16 protein-coding genes and 2 pseudogenes are annotated in these 25,740 nt (G+C 34.6%); 15 read left to right on the top strand and 3 right to left on the bottom strand.

From position 1 onward, the window contains the following. Nucleotides 1-494 precede the first annotated feature (494 nt). The 5 genes from H1A07_RS04945 (at nt 495) to H1A07_RS04925 (ending at nt 16,993) form a co-directional block, all read left to right on the top strand. Nucleotides 495-15,098 carry a DUF1542 domain-containing protein gene (locus H1A07_RS04945; protein WP_210144494.1) on the top strand — a complete coding sequence of 4,868 codons (14,604 nt, stop codon included), beginning with the start codon at nt 495-497 and terminating at the stop codon, nt 15,096-15,098. A 186-nt stretch (nt 15,099-15,284) separates the two neighbouring features. Continuing rightward, nucleotides 15,285-15,437 (top strand): hypothetical protein, encoded by a 153-nt coding sequence (locus tag H1A07_RS04940; protein ID WP_244974090.1) that lies wholly within the window; start codon nt 15,285-15,287, stop codon nt 15,435-15,437. Further along, nucleotides 15,434-15,616, top strand: coding sequence for a transposase (gene tnpB / locus H1A07_RS04935; protein WP_244974089.1), 183 nt, complete (start codon nt 15,434-15,436; stop codon nt 15,614-15,616). The genes H1A07_RS04940 and tnpB overlap by 4 nt, the downstream gene beginning before the upstream one ends. After that, nucleotides 15,603-16,118: an alpha-galactosidase gene (locus tag H1A07_RS04930; protein ID WP_244974088.1), complete on the top strand. Its 516-nt coding sequence runs from the start codon at nt 15,603-15,605 to the stop codon at nt 16,116-16,118. Before tnpB ends, H1A07_RS04930 begins: the two co-directional genes overlap by 14 nt. A 134-nt stretch (nt 16,119-16,252) precedes the next feature. Beyond that, nucleotides 16,253-16,993 (top strand): class I SAM-dependent DNA methyltransferase, encoded by a 741-nt coding sequence (locus H1A07_RS04925; RefSeq protein WP_210144492.1) that lies wholly within the window; start codon nt 16,253-16,255, stop codon nt 16,991-16,993. 34 nt (nt 16,994-17,027) lie between these two features. Here the strand turns inward: H1A07_RS04925 and H1A07_RS04920 are convergent, their stop codons facing one another. Both H1A07_RS04920 and H1A07_RS04915 read right to left on the bottom strand, forming a co-directional pair. Then, nucleotides 17,028-18,077 (bottom strand): IS30-like element ISLjo1 family transposase, encoded by a 1,050-nt coding sequence (locus H1A07_RS04920; protein WP_011161461.1) that lies wholly within the window; start codon nt 18,075-18,077, stop codon nt 17,028-17,030. 171 nt (nt 18,078-18,248) lie between these two features. Further along, nucleotides 18,249-18,707 (bottom strand): hypothetical protein, encoded by a 459-nt coding sequence (locus H1A07_RS04915; RefSeq protein WP_210144490.1) that lies wholly within the window; start codon nt 18,705-18,707, stop codon nt 18,249-18,251. Nucleotides 18,708-18,791: 84 nt separating this feature from the next. Between H1A07_RS04915 and H1A07_RS10220 the strand changes: the two genes are divergently transcribed. Together H1A07_RS10220 and H1A07_RS10215 are read left to right on the top strand one after the other, a co-directional pair. Then, a complete protein-coding gene (locus H1A07_RS10220; protein WP_244974087.1) occupies nt 18,792-19,247 on the top strand; it encodes a helix-turn-helix transcriptional regulator in 456 nt (151 codons plus the stop codon). 6 nt (nt 19,248-19,253) lie between these two features. Then, complete coding sequence (locus tag H1A07_RS10215) at nt 19,254-19,484, top strand: WYL domain-containing protein (protein ID WP_244974086.1); 231 nt, start codon at nt 19,254-19,256, stop codon at nt 19,482-19,484. A 342-nt stretch (nt 19,485-19,826) separates the two neighbouring features. Here the strand turns inward: H1A07_RS10215 and H1A07_RS04905 are convergent, their stop codons facing one another. Further along, nucleotides 19,827-20,510, bottom strand: coding sequence for a TMEM175 family protein (locus H1A07_RS04905; protein WP_057719270.1), 684 nt, complete (start codon nt 20,508-20,510; stop codon nt 19,827-19,829). A gap of 213 nt (nt 20,511-20,723) precedes the next feature. Here H1A07_RS04905 and H1A07_RS04900 point away from each other — a divergent pair. The 8 genes and pseudogenes from H1A07_RS04900 to H1A07_RS04875 all read left to right on the top strand — a co-directional run bounded on the left by H1A07_RS04900 (nt 20,724) and on the right by H1A07_RS04875 (nt 25,633). Next, nucleotides 20,724-21,322: pseudogene (locus H1A07_RS04900) on the top strand (HAD family hydrolase). Between the two features lie 30 nt (nt 21,323-21,352). Further along, entirely contained in the window at nt 21,353-21,976 is a 624-nt protein-coding gene (locus H1A07_RS04895) for an NUDIX hydrolase N-terminal domain-containing protein (RefSeq protein ID WP_210144488.1), read from the top strand. A 76-nt stretch (nt 21,977-22,052) separates the two neighbouring features. Then, nucleotides 22,053-22,664, top strand: a pseudogene (locus tag H1A07_RS04890) (NUDIX hydrolase N-terminal domain-containing protein). Nucleotides 22,665-22,679: 15 nt separating this feature from the next. Further along, the gene (locus H1A07_RS10210) at nt 22,680-22,820 is read left to right on the top strand and encodes a helix-turn-helix domain-containing protein (RefSeq protein WP_094496907.1); all 141 of its coding nucleotides are present in this window, start codon (nt 22,680-22,682) and stop codon (nt 22,818-22,820) included. Between the two features lie 21 nt (nt 22,821-22,841). Further along, nucleotides 22,842-23,414, top strand: coding sequence for a LysR substrate-binding domain-containing protein (locus H1A07_RS10205; protein ID WP_244974085.1), 573 nt, complete (start codon nt 22,842-22,844; stop codon nt 23,412-23,414). Next, nucleotides 23,411-23,572 carry a hypothetical protein gene (locus H1A07_RS10200; RefSeq protein ID WP_244974084.1) on the top strand — a complete coding sequence of 54 codons (162 nt, stop codon included), beginning with the start codon at nt 23,411-23,413 and terminating at the stop codon, nt 23,570-23,572. The genes H1A07_RS10205 and H1A07_RS10200 overlap by 4 nt, the downstream gene beginning before the upstream one ends. Before the next feature lie 23 nt (nt 23,573-23,595). After that, nucleotides 23,596-24,291 (top strand): response regulator transcription factor, encoded by a 696-nt coding sequence (locus tag H1A07_RS04880; protein WP_210144486.1) that lies wholly within the window; start codon nt 23,596-23,598, stop codon nt 24,289-24,291. Then, nucleotides 24,284-25,633, top strand: a complete 1,350-nt coding sequence (locus tag H1A07_RS04875) for a sensor histidine kinase (RefSeq protein ID WP_210144484.1) — start codon at nt 24,284-24,286, stop codon at nt 25,631-25,633. The genes H1A07_RS04880 and H1A07_RS04875 overlap by 8 nt, the downstream gene beginning before the upstream one ends. Nucleotides 25,634-25,740: the final 107 nt, after the last annotated feature.

The following is a 25,740-nucleotide window of genomic DNA, read 5'->3' as shown; positions in this document are numbered from 1 at the left end:
AAAACGAATTGCTTTAATTGAGTAGAAAAATCACTTTTTCGATGAACAGTAGCCTCGACAATTTCTTGACTGTTTGGATTAATAAACAACTTGAATTTCATTTCTTACTCCTTTCAAGTTAAATTATATCGATATGAGATATTTTTACTTTATTTTGTCAGTCATCGGTCGAAAATGACTTTTAATCGGTAATGAGAAATTAATAAATAATACTATACCTAATAAACACTGAATAGAAAAAAGTTATTTAATAGAGAAAGAAATTTATTAAAGAAAATATTAGAAATAATCCGATATTGTAGAATGAAATGGAGACACATGTTACTATATAATTATTAATAATTGAATTGTGTGTATTTGTATAATTTTTTTATTATATTTAATTTTAAATAACAGTAAGGGAATGATAAAATCAATAGGTTTAAATTTAAGCCAAATTGAATAGACAACAATTTTTAATTGAATCGACTTAAATTTGTCATTGGAGGAAAAATATGGTTTCAAAGAATAATATTGAAATGAAAAATAAAAAAATGAGAGACGAAAAACAACGTTTCTCTATTCGTAAATTTAGTGTAGGTGCTGCATCCGTTTTAATCGGCTTAAGTTTTAGCTTGTATAACGGACAACAAGCATCTGCTGATACGGTTGATAATGGCAATAAGTCTGTGGTAACAAGTTCACAAGATAAAGAACAGACAGACAATAATCAAAGTGCTGATACTAATACTCAAAATAAGAGTGAAGAAAAATCAAATACTAATCAAGCTAAAAGTACAGTAACTGATGATCTTGATCACAGTACAGTTGTTTCTAGTTACAAGGCTCATACTCCTAATAATGCTAGCGAATTTAACAAGAGTAGTGAAAATACTGAAAGTAAGTCAGATGAAAAGCAGACTGCAGCTACTGAAACTGTTAAAACTGAAGAAACTGCTACTAAGGAAGTAGAAACAAAGAATACTGCAACTAATGATGTAGCTAAGAAAAATGATGAAGCAGCCGCTAAGACAAATACTGCTACTGATGTTAATAAAAAAGTAGTAAAAAATGTAAAGACTGAAGCTGCTACTCCTAATGTAGAGACTAAGAACACTGAAACTCAAACTGCAAAGACTGACGAAGAAAAAGTAAAAACAGCAACTATTGATAATGCATCTACTGATTTGAACAATTCAGTAGATGATGCAACTACTGAGGTTTCAACTAATACGTTTAATGTAAATGAAGCAGTTAAGAATGCATCATTCCTTAGTGCGCGAGCTGCTACTGAAAGTAAAGTGACAACTAGAGCACTTGCAGCTGAAGCAGAGGATCCTAATGCAGTAACAGTTACGGATGCTCGAGGATTAATCAATGCAATTCAAAAAGGATCTGCTACAACTATTAATGTGGCTAATGATATTAATCTTGCGACAGTTACTGATTCTAACTATACATATGTTTCAAGAATTAATACCAGAGACTTTACAATTAAATCTGCAACAAATGGTGTAAAACATACTATTGATTTTTCTGGCTATGTTTTTAACATGAGTACCCCAAACACAGTAACTTTCAAGGACTTGGATATCTATGCACGTAGTTACTGGGGAGTAATTTATAATGCTGGTGGGTATGTATATGATAATGTAGACTTCACTGGATCACAGCTTATTTATACGGCTTCTAATACTAATGCAACCGTTACATTTAAGAACAAAGTTACAGCTACTACAGTAGGATCATACACTAGTCCAATTGATGGTAAATCACGTTCCAGTCAAGGTGGGGACACCCAACAAATTCTTCAATTTGAGGGTGGAAGAAATCATATTATTTTTGATGGAAACAGTAATGTGACCTTAGGGACAACCAACTCAAATGTACTTGAAATTGATGGTGGTACAGCTACAATTGACGTTAAAAATGGTGCTAATGTAACTATTAACCCACATTCTAAGGGAAATCCAGAAAATAGTAATGGTATTAGAACTGGAAGAATTGCCCGGGCGATTGCTTCAAACGCCAATACTACAATTAACGTTGATAAAGGTGCTAACTTAACTATTAATACTGAAAAAGCTAGCGGTGATAGCGATGTAGCTGGTGCTTTATATTTAAATTCTGATGCCACTCTTAATGTAAATGGTGATTTGAATATCAATTCAACTGGTACTCCAAGTACTAGAGATAATGGTTACCCAGTATACATTGCAGGTAATGCAGCAATTAATGTTGGTAATGGTGGTAAGTTTAATTTAAGTGCTACTAATACTGGAAGTTACAACGATAATTTGATGTCAATTTCGGGTAAGGGAACAGTTAAACTTGCGCCTCACTCTAACTTTAAGATTAGTGCTGACGGTACAGGTGCTTTAACTGCTATTAATTTATCATCTGGTAGTACATTCACTTCAGATCAACCAGATTCATTTGCTATCGATCTTTCCGCAAATACCAGTACTGGTAAGTCACTAATTAAAAATGGTACTATCAATTTCACCCGTGTTAAGACGGTTACTGATGGAAACGAATCACAGCCTTTGGGCAAAATTGATGTAACTTATGATAGAAATGGTAATGCTACTTCTTACACTATTACGTCACAAGATGAAAATACTGTTAAGCAAGTTGGAGAAGGTCTTGCTAACAAGAACTTGATTGATCTTGTTAAGGCTGGTGAAGACGTTACTCTATCTAACCTTCATTTAAGTAAGAATAATATATTGACTGGTACTGTTGCTTCAAGTGGTAGCAACAACCCAATTTATGTAACTGTTACTGTTGGTGGAGTAAGCACTAATGTGCCAGTAGTCGGAAATTATACTGTGTACACCAACACTAACGGTACAGTAACTTCAGACAATGTTGATTACGCTGCACAAACTGCTTCAACTGGTGGTAACTTCTCTATTGATTTATCAAAACTTGCAAGTAGCTTGACTGATGATGCACAAGTTGCAGTTACTGCTACAAAAGATTTCGTTGAATCCTCTCAAACTGAAAGTGTGGCAGCATTACGTGCACTTAATACCACTACTCTTCAAGAATTAGTAGATGCTGCTCCAGAAGAAGAAAAGAAAGCAAGTTACTACAATGCTACTGAAGAAGCTCAAAAGGCATATACTGATGCAATTTCAACTGGTAAAGACATTCTTGCCAATCCAAATAATTACGATCAAGTTGACGTTGATGATGCCGTAACCGCCATTCAAAATGCTCAGAAGGCTTTAACTGGTAAAGAAACCAATAAGACTGAACTTCAAGATGCTATTGACCAAGCATCAACAGTAGAATCAAGCAATAATTATACCAATGCTGATGCTAATTTACAAAGAGCCTACACTGATGCAATCAGTGCCGGTCAAACAGTTTTAAGTAATGCTAATGCTACTCAAACTGAAGTAGATAATGCATTGACCACCATTAATAACGCAAAAGATGCTTTAAATGGTGATGCTAAGAAAGCAGCAAGTAAGGAAGCTCTTCAAAAAGCAGTTGATGAAGCACCTACTGTAAAATCAGATGATGCTGCATACTACAATGGCTCTGATGAAGCTAAAACTGCTTATGATAAGGCAGTCAGTGCTGGTCAAACAGTTTTAGCTGATCCAAACGCAACTGCTACTCAAATTACAGATGCTTTAAATGCCATTAATACTGCTAAGGGTAATCTTAAGGGTGAAGCAACTGATAAGTCAGTGCTTCAAAAAGTAGTTGACAATTCTGCAACTGTAAAAGAAAGCAATAACTATACTAATGCAGACGAAACTCAAAAGACTGCATATGATAATGCAGTTACAGCTGCACAAACAGTTTTAGATAAAACTAATGCAACTCAAGCAGAAGTAAACCAAGCTCTTCAAGATCTTGAAACTGCAAATAATAACCTAAATGGGGATGCTAAGACTGAAGCTGCAAACAAGGCTGCCTTAGAAGCTGCTGTTAAGGATGCGCCAAATGTAAGAATTACGCCTGCATACTACAACGGTAGTGAAGAAGCCCAAACAGCATATAATAGTGCAATTACTGCTGGGCAAGCAGTTTTGAATGAAACAAATCCATCGGCAAGTGACGTTAAGAATGCTTTAGATGCAATTAATGCAGCAAAAGATAACCTTAAAGGCGAGGCTACTAATACTGAAGCCTTGGAAACAGCTTTAACCAATGCTAATAATACTAAGGAAACTGGTAACTATACTAACGCCGACCAAGCAAATCAAGAAGCTCTTAACAATGCAATTACTGCTGGTCAAGAGATTTTAAAGAATACTAATGCAACTCAGGCAGAAGTAAACAATGCAGCCAAGGCTATTACTGATGCAATCAATGGCTTGAATGGTGATAGTAACCTTGCAAATGCTAAGATTGCTGCTACTGAAGATATTCAAAAGGCTTTAGATACTAAGACTACCGAAATCACTGACGCTACTAATATTGATCAAGTTACTAAGGATCAATTAATTGCGGACGCTAAGAAAGCCGCAGAGGATGCTAATACTGCTATTAATCAAGCAACCGATGCAAATGCAGTTAACACTGCTAAAACTGAAGGAATTACTAAGATTAACAAGGTAAAAATTCCAAGTTTAGATGATGCTAAAACTAACGCAGCCAAAGAAATTGATCAAGCATTAGCTGATAAGACCAAGGAAATCAATAACGTTAACAATATTGACCAAGCAACAAAAGATCAGTTAATTCAAGAAGCAACTGATGCAGCAACTACCGCAAAGGCTGCTATTGAAAAAGCTACAACTAATGATGCAGCAACTAAAGCGGGCCAAGATGGTGTTGATGCAATTAACAATGTAAAGATACCAAGCGTTACTGATAGTCAAAATGCTGCAAAAGAAGCAATTGATGATGCCCTTAACGCTAAGACTAAGGAAATCAACGATGCTAACAATATTGATCAAACAACTAAAGATCAATTAATCAAAGAAGCAACTGATGCAGCTAATAATGCTAAAGAAGCCATTGATCAAGCAACTACAGCTGATGCAATTAAAACTGCACAAGATGAAGGAACAACTAATATTAATAATGTTACTGTTCCAAGCTTGGAGGATGCCAAAAAGACAGCCAATAAAGCAGTAGATGATGCTCTTACTGCTCAAACTGAGGTAATTAACAAAGCTGATAATCTTAGTGATGCAGAAAAGAAAGATCTAATTGATCAAGCAACTGCTGAAGCCAATAAGGCTAAAGAAAATATTGAAACAGCTACGACAAACAACGAAGCAGCTCAAGCAGGCCAAGCTGGTGTTGATGCAATTAAGAAGATTGGTCCAACAAGCTTAGATACTGTGAAGTCGGATGCAAATAAAGCAATTGACAATGCTTTAACTAAGAAATTAGAAGAAATTAATTCAGCTAGTGATCTAACTACTGATGAAAAGACTGCGTTAATAAAAGAAGCTAATACGGCTGCAGATAAGGCAAAAGAGGAAATTACTAAGGCAACGACTAATGATGCTGTAATTGAAGCACAAACAAATGGAGTTACTGCAATTGATGGCATTAAAGTTCCAACTGAATCAGCAGTCAAAGAAGTAGCTAAGAAAGCAGTAGCTGACGCAGCAACTGCAAAGAACAATGCAATTGATGCTTCAAACTTAACAGATGAAGAAAAAGCTACATTGAAGCAAGAAGTAACTGAAGCACAAAACGCTGCAGATCAAGCAATTGACAATGCAACAACAAATGCAGCAGTGACCGAAGCTCAGACCAATGGCGTGAATGCAATTAATGGCATTAAAGTACCAACTGAATCAGCAGACAAAGAAGCAGCTAAGAAAGCAGTAGCTGACGCAGCAACTGCAAAGAACAATGCAATTGATGCTTCAAACTTAACAGATGAAGAAAAAGCTGCGTTGAAGCAAGCAGTAACTGAAGCTCAAAATGTTGCAGATCAAGCCATTGATAATGCAACAACAAACGCAGCAGTGACCGAAGCTCAGACCAATGGCGTGAATGCAATTAATGGCATTAAAGTACCAACTGAATCAGCAGACAAAGAAGCAGCTAAGAAAGCAGTAGCTGACGCAGCAACTGCAAAGAATACTGCAATTGATTCTTCAAACTTAACAGATGAAGAAAAAGCTACTTTGAAACAAAAAGTAACTGAAGCACAAAACGCTGCAGATCAAGCCATTGATAAAGCAACTACCAACGCTGCAGTTACTAAAGCTCAAACTAATGGCGTGAATGCAATTAATGGCATTAAAGTACCAACTGAATCAGCAGACAAAGAAGCAGCTAAGAAAGCAGTAGCTGACGCAGCAACTGCAAAGAATACTGCAATTGATTCTTCAAACTTAACAGATGAAGAAAAAGCTGCGTTGAAGCAAGCAGTAACTGAAGCTCAAAATGTTGCAGATCAAGCCATTGATAATGCAACAACAAACGCAGCAGTAACTGAAGCTCAAACTAATGGCGTGAATGCAATTAATGGCATTAAAGTACCAACTGAATCAGCAGACAAAGAAGCAGCTAAGAAAGCAGTAGCTGACGCAGCAACTGCAAAGAATACTGCAATTGATTCTTCAAACTTAACAGATGAAGAAAAAGCTACTTTGAAACAAAAAGTAACTGAAGCTCAAAATGTTGCAGATCAAGCCATTGATAATGCAACAACAAACGCAGCAGTAACTGAAGCTCAGACCAATGGCGTGAATGCAATTAATGGCATTAAAGTACCAACTGAATCAGCAGACAAAGAAGCAGCTAAGAAAGCAGTAGCTGACGCAGCAACTGCAAAGAATACTGCAATTGATTCTTCAAACTTAACAGATGAAGAAAAAGCTGCGTTGAAGCAAGCAGTAACTGAAGCTCAAAATGTTGCAGATCAAGCCATTGATAATGCAACAACAAACGCAGCAGTAACTGAAGCTCAAACTAATGGCGTGAATGCAATTAATGGCATTAAAGTACCAACTGAATCAGCAGACAAAGAAGCAGCTAAGAAAGCAGTAGCTGACGCAGCAACTGCAAAGAATACTGCAATTGATTCTTCAAACTTAACAGATGAAGAAAAAGCTACTTTGAAACAAAAAGTAACTGAAGCACAAAACGCTGCAGATCAAGCCATTGATAAAGCAACTACCAACGCTGCAGTTACTAAAGCTCAAACTAATGGCGTGAATGCAATTAATGGCATTAAAGTACCAACTGAATCAGCAGACAAAGAAGCAGCTAAGAAAGCAGTAGCTGACGCAGCAACTGCAAAGAATACTGCAATTGATTCTTCAAACTTAACAGATGAAGAAAAAGCTGCGTTGAAGCAAGCAGTAACTGAAGCACAAAACGCTGCAGATCAAGCCATTGATAATGCAACAACAAACGCAGCAGTAACTGAAGCTCAAACCAATGGCATGAATGCAATTAATGGCATTAAAGTATCAACTGAATCAACAGCTAAAGAAGCAGCTAAGAAGGCAGTAGCCGAAGCTGCAGACGCAAAGAACAATGCAATTGATTCTTCAAACTTAACAGATGAAGAAAAAGCAGCATTGAAGCAAGAAGTAACTGAAGCTCAAAACGCTGCAAATACTGCAATTGATAATGCAACGACAAATGCAGCAGTGACTGAAGCAGAAGACAAAGGTATTAAGGCAATTAATGGTATTGATGTACCAGCTAAATCAGCTACTAAGGAACAAGCCATAACTGATCTTAATACTGCAGTTGATGAAGCTAAGAAAGCAATTGATCAAGACAGTAACTTGACTGATGAACAAAAACAAGCAGCTAAAGATCAAATTAATTCTGATGCTAAGAGTGCTCAAGATGCTATTAACAATGCAAAGACTAATGATGATGTTAAGAATGCAGCTGCTGATGGTACATTAGCAATTGATAAGGATGTTGCTAATGCAGCCATTGATAATGCAGTCGCTGGTAAGAAATCAGAAATTTCTAACTTACCATTAACAGACGAAGAAAAGACTGCTTTGAATAATGAAGTAGATCAAAAGGCAAATACTGCTAAAGAAGCAATTAACACTTCAACTACTCCAGAAGCTGTAGCTACTGCGCAAGAAAATGGTATTAAGAATATCAATGATATTGACGTACCAACTGAATCAGCAGCAAAACAAGCAGCCAAGGAAGCCGTAGCTAATGCAGCTAATGAAAAGAATGCTGCAATTGATTCTTCAAACTTAACAGCTGAAGAAAAAGCTGCTTTGAAACAAAAAGTTACTGAGGTACAAAACGCTGCAAATACTGCAATTGACAATGCAACAACAAACGCAGCCGTAACTGAAGCTAAAGACAATGGTATTAGTGCAATTGACGGCATTAAAGTTCCAACAACATCAGCAAATAAGGAAAAGGCAATTACTGATCTTAACAACGAAGTTGAAAATGCTAAGAAAGCAATTGATCAAGATAGCAATTTGACTGATGAACAAAAACAAGCAGCTAAAGATCAAATTGACTCCGATGCTAAGACTGCTCAAGATGCCATCAACAATGCCAAGACTGATACTGAGGTAAACAATGCAGTTAACAGTGGTAAGGTTGCAATTGATAAAGAAGTTGCTAATGCAGCAATCGATAATGCAGTTGCTGGTAAGCTTAAGGAAATTCAAGATCCACTAACTACTGACGAAAAACAAGCTTACACTGATTTAATTAATTCTGAAGCAAATAATGCAAAACAAAATATTGCTAACGCAACTACTGTTGAAGAAGTAACTACTGCACAAACAAACGGTGTAAATGAAATTAATAATACCGAAATTCCAACCACTTCTTCAGCCAAAGATAATGCAATTGCTGCCATCAATGATGCTCTTCAAAAGAAGACCGATGAAATCAACAATGCATCTAATATCAACGCTCAAGAAAAGACTGACTTAATCAATCAAGCAACTGAAGCAGCCAATGCTGCTAAGAACAATATCAACAATGCTACTACTAATGTCGATGTTGATACTGCCCAAACAAATGGTGAAAAAGCAATTGCTGATGTAACAGTTCCAAACTTGTCTGATATTAAGAAGGAAAGTATTGATCTAATTAACAAGGCCTTAGATGCCAAGACTGAGGAAATCAACAATGCTTCTAACCTTTCTCAAGATGAAAAGCAAGGTTTGATCAATGCTGCAACTAATGCCGCAACTGAAGCAATTAACAGCGTCAACCAATCTCAAACAAATGATGATGCTAAGGCAGCAGCAAATACTGGTGTTCAAAATATCGAAAATGTTACTATTCCAAGTCTTGATGAGGCTAAGAAGAATGCTAACCAAGCAATTGAAGACGCATTGAACACTAAAGTAAATGAGATTAACAATGCTTCTAACTTGAATGATACTGAAAAGCAAAAATTAGTTGATCAGGCAACTGAAGCAGCAACTACTGCTAAGAATAATGTTGAAAAGGCCACTACCAACGATGATGCTCGCGATGCAGCTAATGCTGGCATTGATAACATTAAAGGTATTACCTTTACTTCACTAGAAGATGCTAAAAATGCAGCAAACACTGCAATTGACAATGCTTTGCAAGTTAAAACAAATGAAATTAATAATGCATCTAACTTAAGTACTGAAGAAAAGCAAGACTTAATCAATCAAGCAAGTGAAGTAGCTAAAAATGCAAAAGATAATATCAACAATGCAACTACCAATGATGCTGTGACTGACGCACAGAATAAGGGTATTGCAGATATTGCTAATGTGACTGTTCCAAGCTTAGCTCAAGCTAAACAAGATGCAATTAATGCAATTAAACAAGTTCAAGATGCTAAGAATAAGCAAATCTCTGCTGCATCTAACTTAAGTGCTGAAGAACAAAAAGAATTAAGTGATCAAGTAGATAAAATTGCTAACGATGCAATTGATAAGATTAATGAGTCATCTACTACTACTAATGATGCAGTTACTGCAACACGTGATGACGCAATCAAGCAAATTACTGATCTATTTATTCCAACTCTAGAGGGAGCACAAACAGATGCTCTCAATGCAATTGAAAGTGCTAAGAATGCTAAGCTTACTGACATTAACAACGCTACTCACTTAACTGATCAAGAAAAGCAGGCTTTGGTTGATCAAACAAATAAAGCTGCCGATGATGCAACTAAGGAAATTAAGGGCGCTCAAACTAATGATGCAGTCAAGAGTGCAGAAACAGCCGGTTTAGATAATATTAATAACATTACTATTCCAACCTTAGTTCAGAAGCAACAAGAAGCTATTGAAGAATTGAATGTAGCACGTGATGCTAAGAATAAGGCAATTGATGATGCTAGTGATTTAACTACTGATGAAAAGAACAGCTTGAAAGATAAAGTTCAAGCAGAATACAGTAACGCAGTATCAAATATTACCAGTGCAACAACTGATGAAGCAGTAACAACTGCTAAAGAAGACGGCATCGCAGCAATTAAAGATATTCAAATTCCAACTAAGTCACCTGCTAAGGAACAAGCAACAATTGATCTTAATACTGCAGTTGATGAAGCTAAGAACGCAATCGATCAAGACAACAACTTGACTGATGAAGAGAAGCAAGCAGCTAAAGATCAAATTGATTCTGATGCTAAGAAAGCGCAAGAAGCAATTGATAATGCTACTACTGATGATGAGGTTAATACGGCTGTTGATAATGGTAAGCTTGCCATTGATAAAGATGTTGCTAATGCGGCCATCGATAACGCAGTTTCTGGTAAGAAGAACGAAATTTCTAAATCACTATTAACTGATGAAGAAAAGGCGGCTTTAAACGATGAAGTAGATGAAAAGGCACAAGCTGCTAAAGACGCAATCAATAATGTCACTACTCCAGAAGCTGTAAGTACTGCACAAGAAAATGGTATTAAGAAGATCAATGATACTGAAGTACCAACCGAATCAGCAGCCAAAGAAGCAGCTAAGAAGGCAGTAGCCGAAGCTGCAGACGCAAAGAACAATGCAATTGATTCTTCAAACTTAACAGCTGAAGAAAAAGCTGCATTGAAGCAAGAAGTTACTGAAGCACAAAACGCAGCAGATAGAGCAATAGATGCTGCAACTACAAACACGGCAGTAACTGAAGCTCAGGACAAGGGTGTTAAGGCAATTGATAATGTTACTGTACCAACCGAATCAGCAGCCAAAGAAGCAGCTAAGAAGGCAGTAGCCGAAGCTGCAGACGCAAAGAACAATGCAATTGATTCTTCAAACTTAACAGCTGAAGAAAAAGCTGCATTGAAGCAAGAAGTAGCTGAAGCACAAAATGCTGCTAATACTGCGATTGATAATGCAACTACCAACGCTGGAGTTACTGAGGCAGAAGACAATGGTGTTAAGACAATTAATGGTATTGAAGTACCAACTAAATCAACTACTAAAGAACAAGCAACAAGTGACCTTAATACTGCAGTTGATGAAGCTAAGAATGCAATCGATCAAGACAACAACTTGACTGATGAAGAGAAGCAAACAGCTAAGGATCAAATTGATTCTGACGCTAAGAAGGCACAAGAAGCAATCGATAATGCTAAGACTAACGACGATGTTAAGAAAGCAACCGATGACGGTACATTAGCAATTGATAAAGATGTTGCTAATGCGGCCATCGATAACGCAGTTGCTGGCAAGAAGGCTGAAATTTCTAAATCACTATTAACTGATGAAGAAAAGGCGGCTTTAAACGATGAAGTAGATGAAGAGGCACAAGCTGCTAAAGACGCAATCAATAATGCCACTACTCCAGAAGCTGTAAGTACTGCACAAGAAAATGGTATTAAGAAGATCAATGATACTGAAGTACCAACCGAATCAGCAGCCAAAGAAGCAGCTAAGAAGGTAGTAGCCGAAGCTGCAGACGCAAAGAACAATGCAATCGATTCTTCAAACTTAACAGCTGAAGAAAAAGCTGCATTGAAGCAAGAAGTAGCTGAAGCACAAAATGCTGCTAATACTGCGATTGATAATGCAACTACCAATGCGGGAGTTACTGAAGCAGAAGAAAATGGTGTTAAGACAATTAATGGTATTGAAGTACCAACTAAATCAGCTACTAAAGATCAAGCAACAACTGATCTTAACAACGAAGTTGATGAAGCTAAGAAGGCAATTGACCAAGATAACAACTTAACTGACGAAGAGAAGCAAGCAGCTAAAGATCAAATTGACTCTGATGCTAAGACTGCTCAAGATGCCATCAACAATGCTAAGACTAATGAGGACGTTAAGAAGGCTGTTGACGATGGTAGGTTAGCAATTGATAAAGATGTTGCTAATGCAGCAATCGACAATGCAGTTGCTGGTAAGAAGGCTGAAATTTCTAAATCACCATTAACTGATGAAGAAAAGGCTGCTTTAAATAATGAAGTTGATCAAAAGGCTCAAGATGCTAAAGAAGCAGTTAATAATGCAACTACTCCAGAAGCTGTAAGTATTGCACAAGAAAGTGGCATTAAGAATATTAATAATACTGAAGTGCCAACTGAATCGGTAGCTAAAGAAGCTGCTAAGAAGGCAGTAGCAGAAGCTGCTGAAGCTAAGAACAATGCAATCGATTCTTCAAACTTAACAGCTGAAGAAAAAGCTGCATTGAAGCAAGAAGTAGCTGAAGCACAAAATGCTGCTAATACTGCAATTGATAACGCAACTACCAACGCTGCAGTAGCAGAAGCTCAAAACAACGGTATTGACAAGATCAATAGTATTGAAATCTCAGCTAAATCAGCAGCTAAGGAACAAGCAACTACTGATCTTAACAACGAAGTTGATGAAGCTAAGAAGGCAATTGATCAAGATAACAACTTGACTGATGAGCAAAAACAAGCAGCTAAAGATCAAATTGACTCTGCTGCTAAGAAAGCACAAGAAGCAATTGATAATGCTAAGAGTAACGACGACGTTAAGAAGGCAGTCGATGATGGAAAATTAGCAATTGATCAAGATGTTGCTAATGCAGCTATCGACGATGCAGCTGCTGGTAAGCTTAAGGAAATCAGCGATTCATTAACTGATGAAGAAAAACAAGCTTACACTGATCTAATCAATAATGAAGCAGATAATGCAAAACAAAAGATTGCAGAAGCAACTACTCCTGAAGAAGTAACTCGTGCTCAAGAAGAAGGAGTTAAGAACATTAATAATATTAACGTTCCAACTACTTCTCCAGCTAAGGACGCAGCGAATGCTGCAATTGATCAGGCTTTGAAGAACAAGAAGGATGAAATCAATAATGCAACTAACATTTCTTCTGAAGAAAAGACTGCTTTAATCAATCAAGCAACTGAAGCTGCAACTACTGCTAAAGATAATATCAACAATGCAACTACTAATTCAGAAGTTGAAACTGCTCAAGTTGATGGTGAAAAAGCTATTGCAGACATTACTGTTCCAGGTTTATCCGACATCAAGAAGGAAAGTATTGATCTTATCAACAAAGCCTTAAATGAAAAGCAAGAGGAGATCAATAACGCATCTAACTTAAGTCAAGACGAAAAGCAAGAGCTTATTGATCAAGCAAAGAAGGTTGCTACTGAAGCAATTAATGAAATCAATAATGCTCAAACTAATGATGAAGCTAAGGAAGCTGCAGATACTGGAGTTAAGAACATTGAAAATGTTTCAATTCCAAGTATTGAAGATGCTAAGAGGAATGCAAATCAAGCAATTGATGATGCTTTGAATTCTAAGAAGAATGAAATTAACAACGCATCTAACTTAACTGATTCAGAAAAGACTGATTTAATCAATCAAGCAGCTGAGATTGCCAATGCTGCTAAGGCTGCTATCAACAGTGCAACTACTAATACTGCAGTTGAAGCCGCCGAAGATAAGGGTGTTGCTGATATTAACAATATTCACTTCACTAACTTAGAAGATTCTAAGAAGGCAGCAAATAATGCGATTGAAGATGCTTTGAACACTAAGAAGGATGAAATTAATCATGCATCTAACTTAAGTAATTTAGAAAAAGCTAATTTAATCAATCAAGCAACTGAAATTGCCAATGCTGCTAAGGCTGCTATTAACAATGCAACTACTAATGCGGCTGTTACTGCGGCAGAAAACAAGGGAATTGAAAATATTGCAAATGTTAACGTTCCAAGTTTAACTGAAACTAAACAGGCAGCAATTGACGCAATTAAGCAAGTTCAAAAAGCTAAGAACAGTCAAATTGAAGAAGCTAAGAATCTAAGTACAGATGAACAAAAGAACTTAATTGATCAAGTGAATAAGATTGCTCAAGACGCAATTAATAAGCTTAACGATCCAGCAACAACTACAAATGAAGTTATTACTGACACTCGTGATAAAGCAATTGATCAAATTACTAACTTGTTCATTCCAACCTTAGATAGTGTCCAAAAAGATGCTCAGGAAGCAATTAACTCTGCTAAGGAAGCTAAGATTGACGAAATCAATAAGGCTGATAATTTAACTGATCAAATGAAGCAAAACTTAATTGACCAAGTAAACCAAGTGGCTGATAATGCTACTAAGGCCATTAATAATGCTCAAACAAATGATGATGTTAAAGAAGCAGAGACTGAGGGCTTAGAAGACATTAATAGCATTCAAGTTCCAAGCTTAGTTGAAAGTAAGGATGATGCTATTAAGGAAATCGATGATGCTTTGGAGAAAAAGACTGATGAAATCATGCAAGCTGATCTTGATCAAAAGCAAAAAGACGAATTAATCAGTCAAATTACTGATATTGCTACTGAGACTAAGACAAAGGTATTCAATGCTACAACTAATGCAGAAGTTGATGCTGAAGCCGAAGCTGGTATTAAAGCCATCGAAGCTGTGAAGATTCCAGCTCGTGCTGCTGACAACAGCAATACTGAAAGTCATGATTCTTCAACTAATGTAACTCCAGATCACAATAATGAAGAAAACAATACTGCTCAGAACACTAACCAAGTAAGCACTAATACTGAGAGTGAAAGTAAGGAACAAACTGTAATTACAAATTCAGTTCAACCTAAGAGAAATGCTGTTCGTCATAAGAATGGCACTCCAGTAAACAAGAAGGCTACTTTACCACAAACAGGTAAGAAGAATTCTAGCTTAACTCTTGCTGGTGCAGCACTACTTGGATTAACTGGTGTACTTTCATTATTTGGATTGGGAGACAAGAGAAAAAAGAATAACTAATCATAAATAGTTGATACGAAAAGAGCGATATTTCTGGGAAGGAATATCGCCTTTTTCTATATATTTATTAAGTAGAATAGTAAGCGTCATATAACCGAGTATCTTTTTTAATCCTTATTTTTCAGGTATTCTAATCTCATCAAATTGATGGAGGTTAAGAATACGATTGAAAAACAATAGCCAATTGTGGCATTAAACCATCCAGTGAGACCGAAAAAGATTCGTCCACCACGTAATAATCTGTTGCTTAGCTTGAAGAAAAATGACTTAGAACTAAGATTCTATAGTAGTTTAGATCCTGAAATTATGAATAAGTTTTTAGAAAAGATTTTGTCATGATTAAGCTTAGTGACTTGGGCCAAGTCTATATCGTTTGTGGTAAGACTGACTTGCGTAAAGGCATTGATGGCCTAGCAATCTTAATCAAAGAACAGTTTGAGCTTGACCCCTTAGTGGTAAAGTTTTTCTCTTCTGCGGTGGCAGAAAAGATCGTTTCAAAGCCCTTTGTCGACGTTTAGTAATCATGTATCAGTAGTTCCAAATGATCAGATAAAACGAGTAACTAGTTTGAAATTCAGACAAGACTTTAATTCTTTTGGCCCATTAGGATATGAATTAGATTTAGCTCAGCTGGATGATGAAGAAAAAGATGCAATTAAGCAACATATCAGTTGGTACAAGCAAAGAAGAGATCTTTTAGTAAATGGTAGATTTAGTCAGTTATTACTAATCGGAGATAATAAGAACATCTACGCGTGGAGTATGAGAAAAGGTCCTGAACAAGTAGTGGGCTTTTATAGAAAATTAGCCCGGCCAAATGAAACCTTAGATCATTATTTAAAGTTGCCAGGTTTATCTAACAAAGTTGAATATTCAGTCAACGCAGAAGTAAGACTTCAAGGACAAGTGTTAACAGAGTTAGGTTTACGTTTACCATATCAATTAAATGGCTGGAACCAGAAGATGGCACAAGTGTCAGGAGATTTTCAATCCTTTATTTGTGATGTGAAGAAAATTTAATTTTTATACTAAAATTTTTGATTTTAAAATGAGCAAGAATATAAAATTTAGATAATAAAGTCCAAATTTTATCGCCAAGTTCACAAATTAATGAGAGAATTATAGATAACTTCTGTAAAGATTGGATTTATAAAATGATATATCAAACTTTCGCTCAATTATATGATCAGTTATTTGATTCAGATATGTATAAAAATTGGGAAAAATTCACTTTGGCTAATATTAAAAAGGTAGATTGTAATTTGCTTGATTTGGCTGGTGGTAGTGGACGATTAGCTATTTTATTAGCAAATGATGGTTTAAATGTCACCGTGGCAGACTTTTCTGATGAAATGCTCAGTTTAGCTAATCAACATAGCATTGAAAACAATGTTTCTATGCAGTTAATTGAAACTGATATGCGAGATTTGAGTGGCCTTGAAAAGTATGATGTAATTACGTGTTATGCAGATTCACTGTGTTATTTGGATGATGAAAATGATTTGCTTCAGGTATTTTCAGAAGTTGCTAATCATTTAGAGAAGGACGGTGTCTTTCTTTTTGATGTAATTACGCCACATCAGACTGATGATGTGTATCCGGGCTTTATGTATAACTATCAAGATGATGACTATTCAAGAGCCTTTATGTGGCAAAGTTATGCGGATGATGATGTTGAACATGGGGTAATTCACGATCTGACTTTCTTTAATAGAATGGAAGAGGGGAAGTACAATCGTTTGTCTGAAACTCATTATGAAAGATCTTATGAATTGCCAGTTATTAAATCGATGCTAACGCAAGCAGGTTTTACTTCTATTGAAGTAGGTTCTGATTTTAGCTTAGAAATGAAAGATAAAAATGCAACTCGTTGGTTTTTTAAGTGCCAAAAATAATCGCAAATTGCAATAATAAATTGAACACTTTTAGTTAAGCTGCTTGATAGATTAGATCTAATTCTCTTTCAAAGATTTCATCTGGTGTATGATAGGCCAGTATCTTTCTTGGCAAAGAATTGCACCAGGTTTCAATATTAATGATGTCTTGTAAAGAATAGTTAGCTATTGCTTCTCCCTTAGGAATGAATCTGCGAATAAGACCATTGTGTCTTTCAACTGTTCCCTTATCACAAGAAGTGTAAGGATGGGCATAGTAAACCAGTGTATTGGATACTTTTTCTAGGTTGGAAAGATCTGCAAACTCTGAGCCATTATCAGTGGTAATGGTTTTAAAAATATCATTCCAATGTTCGCTGTATTGCCTTTGGAGTTCTTTAAAGGCCTGCATGACACTGACAGAAGTCTTGTCAGGAATACGAAGAATTAAAAACTCACGACTCATACGCTCAGATAAGGTTAGCAGTACCTCATCATCTTTGCTCTTATGTCCGAGAACTAAATCGCATTCCCAATGACCGAATTCATTACGTTTATTGATCTCTTTAGGACGTTCTTCAATGCTTCTGCCAAGTTTTTTCTTATTTTTGCGAATACGATGAAGCTTAGTATTGCGTTTAAGCTTCTCTGGCAAGTCGTAATTATAAATTCCTAATAAGCCTTGATCAACGTAATTATAAAGAGTTTTGGTGCAGACAACATCGCTGCTAGCGAATTCGCCAACAGCAGTAGCACGATTACTGCACACATCAAGCGACCAGCCATCTTTAAAAAAATGCTTGTGGACATAGCGCATGAATTGAGCTTTCCTGAGAAAGTCTGATTTGCGCCCACAATTTTTACGATGAGCTTTATATGCATCATGCCCTTGAGTAGCCTTATATTTTTTGACTTTACCATGATACAGTTTTACAGTGCCACGCTTAACCTCATAGCTGATAGTAGAAGGAGAACAGTTAAGTTCACGGGCAATTGCACGCAAAGAATAGCCATCTTTCAAACGCAATTGAATAATAACTCGCTCTTCAAATGATAAATGCTTGCCTTTAACGTGCTGGTTCATGGTAGAATGTAAAGAGTCCATTTTGACCTCCAATAGAAAGTTTTTGTGGTTATTAACATTCTATCAAACAGGTCCGAATGGACTTTTTATTTTTTATCAAGTGTTCAATTTAATTTTACAATCAGCGTGCCAAAAATAATTAAAAAATGTCGGTAGATTCATATAGTGGTCTATCGACATTTTTTGATATTTTTAGAATTCAAATTTCCTCATAAAAATAGGAGTAGTGCGGTGATCAAGATAATCTGCGCTTTGTGGTGTGATTTCTAAAACTCTTAAATCTTCTTTAGCAGCTTCAATATCATCTGCATAAATTTCGTTAAGATAGGTATTCTTTTCGAAAATTTCGTCTATGTATTGGTGATTAATATTTTTAATTGTCCCTCTAATTGAAAAGCCACAAGAATCCATCGTGCCGTTTCCCTTATAACCATTGATGATGACTTTTGGCTGATTAATTAAATCTTGAAAGAATGGATTTTGGCTAGAAGTAGCAATATATAATTTGCCGTTTTTATTAAGCAATAAATCACATACTTGTGCACTTGGTTCGCCCTGATGAGTTTTTACTATATCAACGTTATGGATTTGATTTACTGCAAAATCTAAAAACTCCTGATTACTTGTATGATTATTTAAAATGTCTACCATAATTAAATCCTTTCTTGTCGTTTTTATCCAGTAGAATTTTTATATAAGAAAATACTGACATTTTTGACGGAATAAATTGAAATTATGAAAAAATCAGAAAGACTAAATCAAGAATTAATTTATTTGAGTGACAAGAAAATATTTCATTTAAAGGAGTTAGAAGATCACTTTTCAATTTCAGAAAGAACAGCATTGCATGATATTACAGATTTAGAGCAATTGGGGTTGTCATTTTATACGCAAGCAGGTCGTCAAGGCGGTTATCACTTAACTAATAATAAACTTCTAACGCCAATTGGATTTAATACGCAAGAAATAAATGCAATTTTCTTTGCCTTAGAAGCAATTAAAAAGATTTCTACTACGCCTTACAGTAATGAATATGATCAAATTAAGCAGAAATTACTTAAAAGTTTATCGTATAGACTACAAGAACAGATTAAACTTCAAGATAAAGTAGTTCATTTTAATGGTCAACCTAGTTTGAATAAGGTAAAGTACTTTGAAACTTTAATTGATGCTTGTATTAATATTAGGTGAATTAATGTGCAAAGTGCGCAAAATTCAAATAAAGAGCAAAATTTCCAATTATTGGATCTATTTTTTCAAGCAGGAAATTGGTTCTGTCATGCTTATAATGAAAAATCAGCAACTTGGAAGATTTTAAGACTAGATAAATTTCAAAAAGTTGAAATAGCTATTGATCAAGATAGTTTAATTAATAGAAAAGAGTTAGTAGCTAGTTTTAAGCAATATGAAGCATGGGTAGTAATGTAAAAATTATTTATCCTGGTGAATTAAAAGAAAGCTATCTTAAACAATTAAAAGAGATAGTGAAGCAATATGATTAGTTATTCTTAGTATAGAAAATTTGCTAAAGTAGGATATTGCGAACATAATATATTGTAGAGGCGATGAAAATGAAAAATGAATATTGTCACAAAGGAATGAAATGTCAGAAAGGTTGTCCTTGCGCTGGAAAAGATGGTATTTGTCATTGCAAAATGGTGAATGACAAGGAATGCGTATGCAAGAGCCACTGCAAGGAACAAGATAAGAATAGATAGAAAAAGCACTAGTAGATTTTTTACAGAGATGAGTCTACTAGTGCCTTTTTGATTACATTATTTTAGTGCGTTTGACTGGAAATAGGAATGAAATAACTGGAATAACTAGATATAATATCATTGCTAATTTAGCATTAAACAATGATAAGACAATTAGTATAATATTCAAGAATAAAGTTATGAACATTTTTCTAATTAAGGATCGACTTATAATAATGTTCATTATTTGCGAATACTTAGCTGTTTTTCTAGCTCCAAAATATTGAATTAAATATTCTAAAATCTTAGCAATTAAAAATACAATTCCAAAATTTGCTACAGCAAAAGTAGAAGTTTCTGCCATAATCCATTTTGTCATGACTGGTAAAAGCGACAAGTCAGCTAAGAAAAAGAAGTCTAAAATAGCAATTGTTTTTGATGGCTTAAAAATGTAGTAAGAAAATGCTAAGTGCAGATCATACCAAAAGTCTGCCACAATAAAAAAAGTGATTAGAAAGACGATAATATTATTGATGAACTGTTGATAATGAACTTCATGCAGTGCAGGCTGAATTTCTAAAACAATAATTGTAATGATGATTGCCATTACACCATCATTAAAAGCTTGCAAGTGTTCCCGTAGACTTTCAGGCTCATTTTTTTGAGCTTCAATTAATTCTTTTTTAACGTTGTTTAATTTTTCTTTTTCTTGATCTGAAAATTGATCGAAATTGTGTTTTCTGGGATTTCTTAGCATGAGTTACTCCTCTAATAAATAAGCTAGCTTTAATAATTATAACAAAACTTTATCTGCATCAATTTATTAATAGCCAATCATCATTAATGGGATAATAATTATAGTAAAAGTAAAGTGCTGAAATACTATATACAAGTTAGGCATTTTCTTGCAAGTTTTTTATTAAAAGCGCATATTTTAGTTATAGATTATGAAATGATGGAGGATAGTCGAATGCTAAAAAATATTGTCTTTGATTTTGGCAACGTAATTATGAATTATAATCCTGATGAGATTTTGAATCATTATGAATTAAATCGCCAAGAGCATAACTTATTAAGAAAAACTATTTTTGAATCAAAAGAATGGTCAGAGATTGACGCTGATAAGATCGATGAAAAAAAAGCTACAAATATTTTTATTAATCGGGTTCCGGATAATTTAAAGAAAAAGTTAATCAAATTATGGAAACTTGGCCAGAAAATATAGATTTTTATGAACCAGTTTTTAATTATATTGAGCAATTGCGTAAAGATGGCTACAAGATTTATGGTTTGTCTAATACAGGGATGAAGTTTGCCAATTTTGTCAAAGATTCTGAAATGGGTAATTATTTTGACGGTTATGTTTTTTCAGCGCAAGAAAAGTTAATGAAGCCAGATAGAAGAATCTATGAAAAATTGCTTGCTCGTTATATGTTAAAGCCAGAAGAAAGTTTATATATTGATGATTTAAAGGCAAACACTAATGCAGCAAAGAAATTAGGCATGCAAGTTTTTACTTTTAAAATCGATAAGCTAGGCGAATTACAAGACTATATTGCCAGTCATTAGTTTAACTATAAAATTTTAGGTGATTAAAGAATGAAGACAAATGATCAAATTGCAAATTGGGCGATGGATTTACAAAGTTTAGCTCAAGCAGGTTTACACTATGGTCACGATGTGTTTGATCGTGAACGTTATGAAGAGATTCGTCGAATCGCTGGTGAAATGATGTCGGCTAGAACTGGAATTCCGAAAGAAAAACTTAAGACACTTTTCTTAGGAGATGAGGGTTATCAAACTCCAAAAATTGATACACGAGCTGCAATTTTTAAAGATAATAGAATATTACTTGTTCGTGAAAAAAAGACACAGGAGTGGTCATTGCCTGGTGGCTGGAATGATTATGATCAAACGACTGCCCAGAATTGTGTTAAAGAAGCTCGTGAAGAAGCGGGAAGAATAGTAGAACCGATTAAGATTATTGCAGTGCAAGATCGAAATCATCATAATAAGCCTGTTATTGCGACTAATATTACGAAAATATTTTATTTATGTAAGGAAATTAGTGGAAAGTTTACGCCAAATGATGAAACGGATACATGTGATTATTTTAATTTAGATAATTTACCTAAACTTTCACTTGGACGAAATACTAAAGAACAAATTGCAATGTGTTTTGATGCAAATAATGATCCTAACTGGGATACTAGATTTGAATAATGATTGGAGGAGCAATATTTCTGTGAGGAAATTTTTGCTTTTTTAAGATTGTAAGGATTCATCAAAGAGAAAAATAATGAAGCCAATTACTCAGATTAAAGATCGGGCACTTAAGTTACAGAAACTTGCTCAAACTGGCTTAAAAGAGAGTTCGGATATCTTTGATATAGAGCGCTATGAATAAGTATCTAGAAATACTGTCTTTTGACAAAAAGATGCCAAAGGAGCAATTAAAGAATATATTTTTGGGTAATGAAGATTATCAAACGCCTAAACTTGATACTAGAGCAGCTATTTTTTAAAATAATAAAATCTTACTTGTTCGAGAAAAATGACACAAGAATGGTCTTTGCTAGGCGACTGGAATGATTATGATCAAACTGCTGGCGAAAATTGTATTAAAGAAGCAAAAGAAGAAGCGGGGCGACTAGTTAAGCCAATTAAAATTATTGCTGTACAGGATCGAAATCATCATAATCAACCGATTAGAAAAGTCAATATAACTAAGATATTCTGCTTGTGTAAGGAAATTGAAGGTAATTTTATGCCAAATGATGAAACAGATGCTTGTAATTATTTTTCTTTAAATAACTTGCCACATCTTTCGCTTGGTAGAAATACTAAAGAACAAATTACAATGTGCTTTGATGCAAATAATGATCCAGAATGGCAACCTAAATTCGAATAATTAGGGGAGACAAATTTGAATCAAATTATTTATTTTATCTCTGTCGTTAAAAATGAAAATTTTACTAAAGCAGCTGAAGAATATCATATCTCGCAGTCGGCAATTTCACAGCAGATTAAAGAGTTAGAAAGTAATCTCGGAGTAAAATTTCTATAAAGAAAGGGTAGAAGTTTTATTGTGACACCAGCAGGTCAATATTTTTATCAACATGGCCAGGATTTATTGGCTAATTATAATCTTTTAATTGACCAGACTAAGCAAATTGGTGAACGAGAGAAAGACAATTATACTTTGAAACTAGGATATTTACGAGATTTTGATACTAGCGAGTTTTTACAAGCAGTAACCGAGTTTTCTAAAAAGTATCCTGAAGTATCTAAAAAGTATCCTGAAGTAAAGGTACGTATTCATTCTGGAAATCGTGAAGAATTATTCAGATTGCTTCGAGATGATCGGATTGATTTGAATTTCAGTGATTTACGACGTGCGTCATCCAATAAATATGTTAATGAATACTTAACCAGTTCTAGTTTTGAAATAGTAATAAATAAACGTTTGGTTCGTGGCAGTAAGAAAATAACTAGTCATGAATTAGCTGAATTTCCATACATTTTAATTGTTGGAAATAGTGAAAAAGATAGTGAGCTTGAATATTGCCGTACAGTTCTTGGAATCGAAAGTAACTTTAAACTAGTTGGAACTTACGATGAAGCGCTTATGCAGGTGATTTCGGGGGCAGATATTTTTTGACTAATGAAAGAACTGGAAAAAGCATCAGAAATGCCCAAATAAAGAAAATATTTTTATTAAATGGAAATCAACAAATGATTCAACAATATTATGCTTTTTGGAAAGTAGATAATTCCGGCTTTTACACTGAAGAATTTGCAGATATTTTGAAGAAGTAATTTATGTAGTTTTAGGAGTTAAAATGAAGGATATAAAAATTTTATTAGTTGAAGATGAAGAAAGCCTAGCAAGCTTTATTCAACCTGAACTTGAATTAGAAGGCTACAGTGTATTTTGGGCACAAAATGGCAAAGATGGACTAGAACTTTTTAAAAAGGAAAAGCCAACTTTAATTCTGTTAGATTGGATGTTACCGATTTATGATGGAATTACCGTGTTAAGAAGAATTAGAAAGGTCAGCGATGTTCCAATAATAATGCTGACTGCTCGAAATCAAGCTTCCGATATTAGTAATGCTTTAGATCAAGGGTTAGACGATTACATGACTAAACCTTTCGAAATAGAAGAGCTTTTTGCTCGAATTAGAGTGATACTTAGAAGACTAGAGCATGAAAAGAAGCAGACTATTAGTTCTAATTTAGAATTTAGTGCTCTAAAAATTGACTTAATTTCTCATAAATTTTGGTGTGATGGAAAAGAAATCTATCTCACTCCAAAAGAATATGCATTAATGTGTGAGTTAATGAATGATCCCGAGAAAGTTAAAAGTAGGGATGAGTTATTAGATATTGTTTGGGGCTATGATTTTGTAGGTCAAACTAATACAGTTGATGTTTATGTTAGAGCTTTGCGGACTAAGTTAGGGAAGTATCGTAATTTAATTAAAACCGTGCGTGGTTATGGTTATTGTCTGAGAAAGCCGGATGATAATGAGTAAAAAAATAAAAACTACTTCGCAGCAATTAACGCGTCTTTTTTTGAGTTTATTTATTATTCTTCTTTTGTTAGTAAATTTAACTTTTGCCGCAATTTCGATAACATTTATTTATAATAATGCCCACCAACAAGCAGAAGAGGTTATTGATACAGTTAGGGACAATATTAGCGATCACGATGATCATAAAAATAAAAAAGAGTGGAAATTATTTCTTAATGCATATCTTGCTCGACAAAGTAACGATGCTATCGCTGTGAAGACACCTAAGGGAAAGACAGTTTATTCTGAAGATGGTGAAGAATTATTTAAAAAAACGCGAGGTAGAGGAAATTTTAATCATGTTGTTTTTCTAAACAATAGCGCGTACTATTTTCAAACTGAACAAGAAGATAAATATCAGATTTCTGTAATTTTAAATGTTAATGATTTATTTACTCTAATTACGCATTTACTGTTAGCAATTATTATTTTAAATTTACTAGCCATTATATTTTCAATTCCTTTAATAAAGCGTTTTTCAAAAAAATGGAGCCAGCCATTAGAAAAAATTGATCAAGATATTGCTGCAATTGAAAACCAAAGAATTTCAAAAAAAGAAGTTTTTGTTCCTCAAGAACCAGCCGAAATTCGGCATCTGGCACAGTCTTTTAATGATCTATTAGAATATCAAGAGCAAGCAATAAAACGCGAGCAACAATTTGTTACTGATGCATCTCACGAATTGAAAACGCCAATTGCAGCTATTCGTGGTCACATTAATTTGATTAAACGACGAGGGAAAGATCATCCAGAGATTATTGCTAAGTCATTAAAATATATTGATTCTGAATCTGGTCGCATGGAAGTATTAGTAAATGAACTGTTAGAGCTAGGAAGAGCAAAAAAGCAACATCAAACCATTGAATCTATTGATCTTGTTTCAGTTATTTATAAAGAAAGTCAAATAATTGACCAGGAATATCATTGTTCGATTGATCTTTTATGTCCTGTTAAACTTTTTTATCCAATTGAGCTGAAAGATTTTCGATTAATTATTCATAATCTATTAGATAATGCTGCAAAATATTCCAAAGATAACATAAAAGTAACTGTAGAATTGGAAAAAGATGATAAAAATTTAGTATTAATAGTTAAAGACCAAGGAATTGGTATTAAGAAAGAAAATCATGATAAAATTTTTGATCGTTTTTACCGAGAAGACCAAGCACACTCAAGTAAAATCAAGGGTACCGGTATTGGTTTAGCAATTGTAAAAGAAATTATTGAAAAATATCATGGAAAAATCATTGTTACTGCTAATCTTCCGAAGGGGATAATTTTTAAAGTTGAATTGCCACTTTAAGTGAAAAATGAAAAAATCTTCATTTAATTTATATGTATCCTTAGTTTTTTGAACCTCATTTTTTCGTAAACTAAATATACAAAGTTAAGTAATAAGAAAAATTAAAA

Source organism: Lactobacillus taiwanensis, assembly GCF_017894345.1.
Lineage (GTDB): Bacteria > Bacillota > Bacilli > Lactobacillales > Lactobacillaceae > Lactobacillus > Lactobacillus taiwanensis.
The sequence above is the reverse complement of the archived record's forward strand: the minus strand, read 5'-3'. Positions and strand labels throughout refer to the sequence as shown.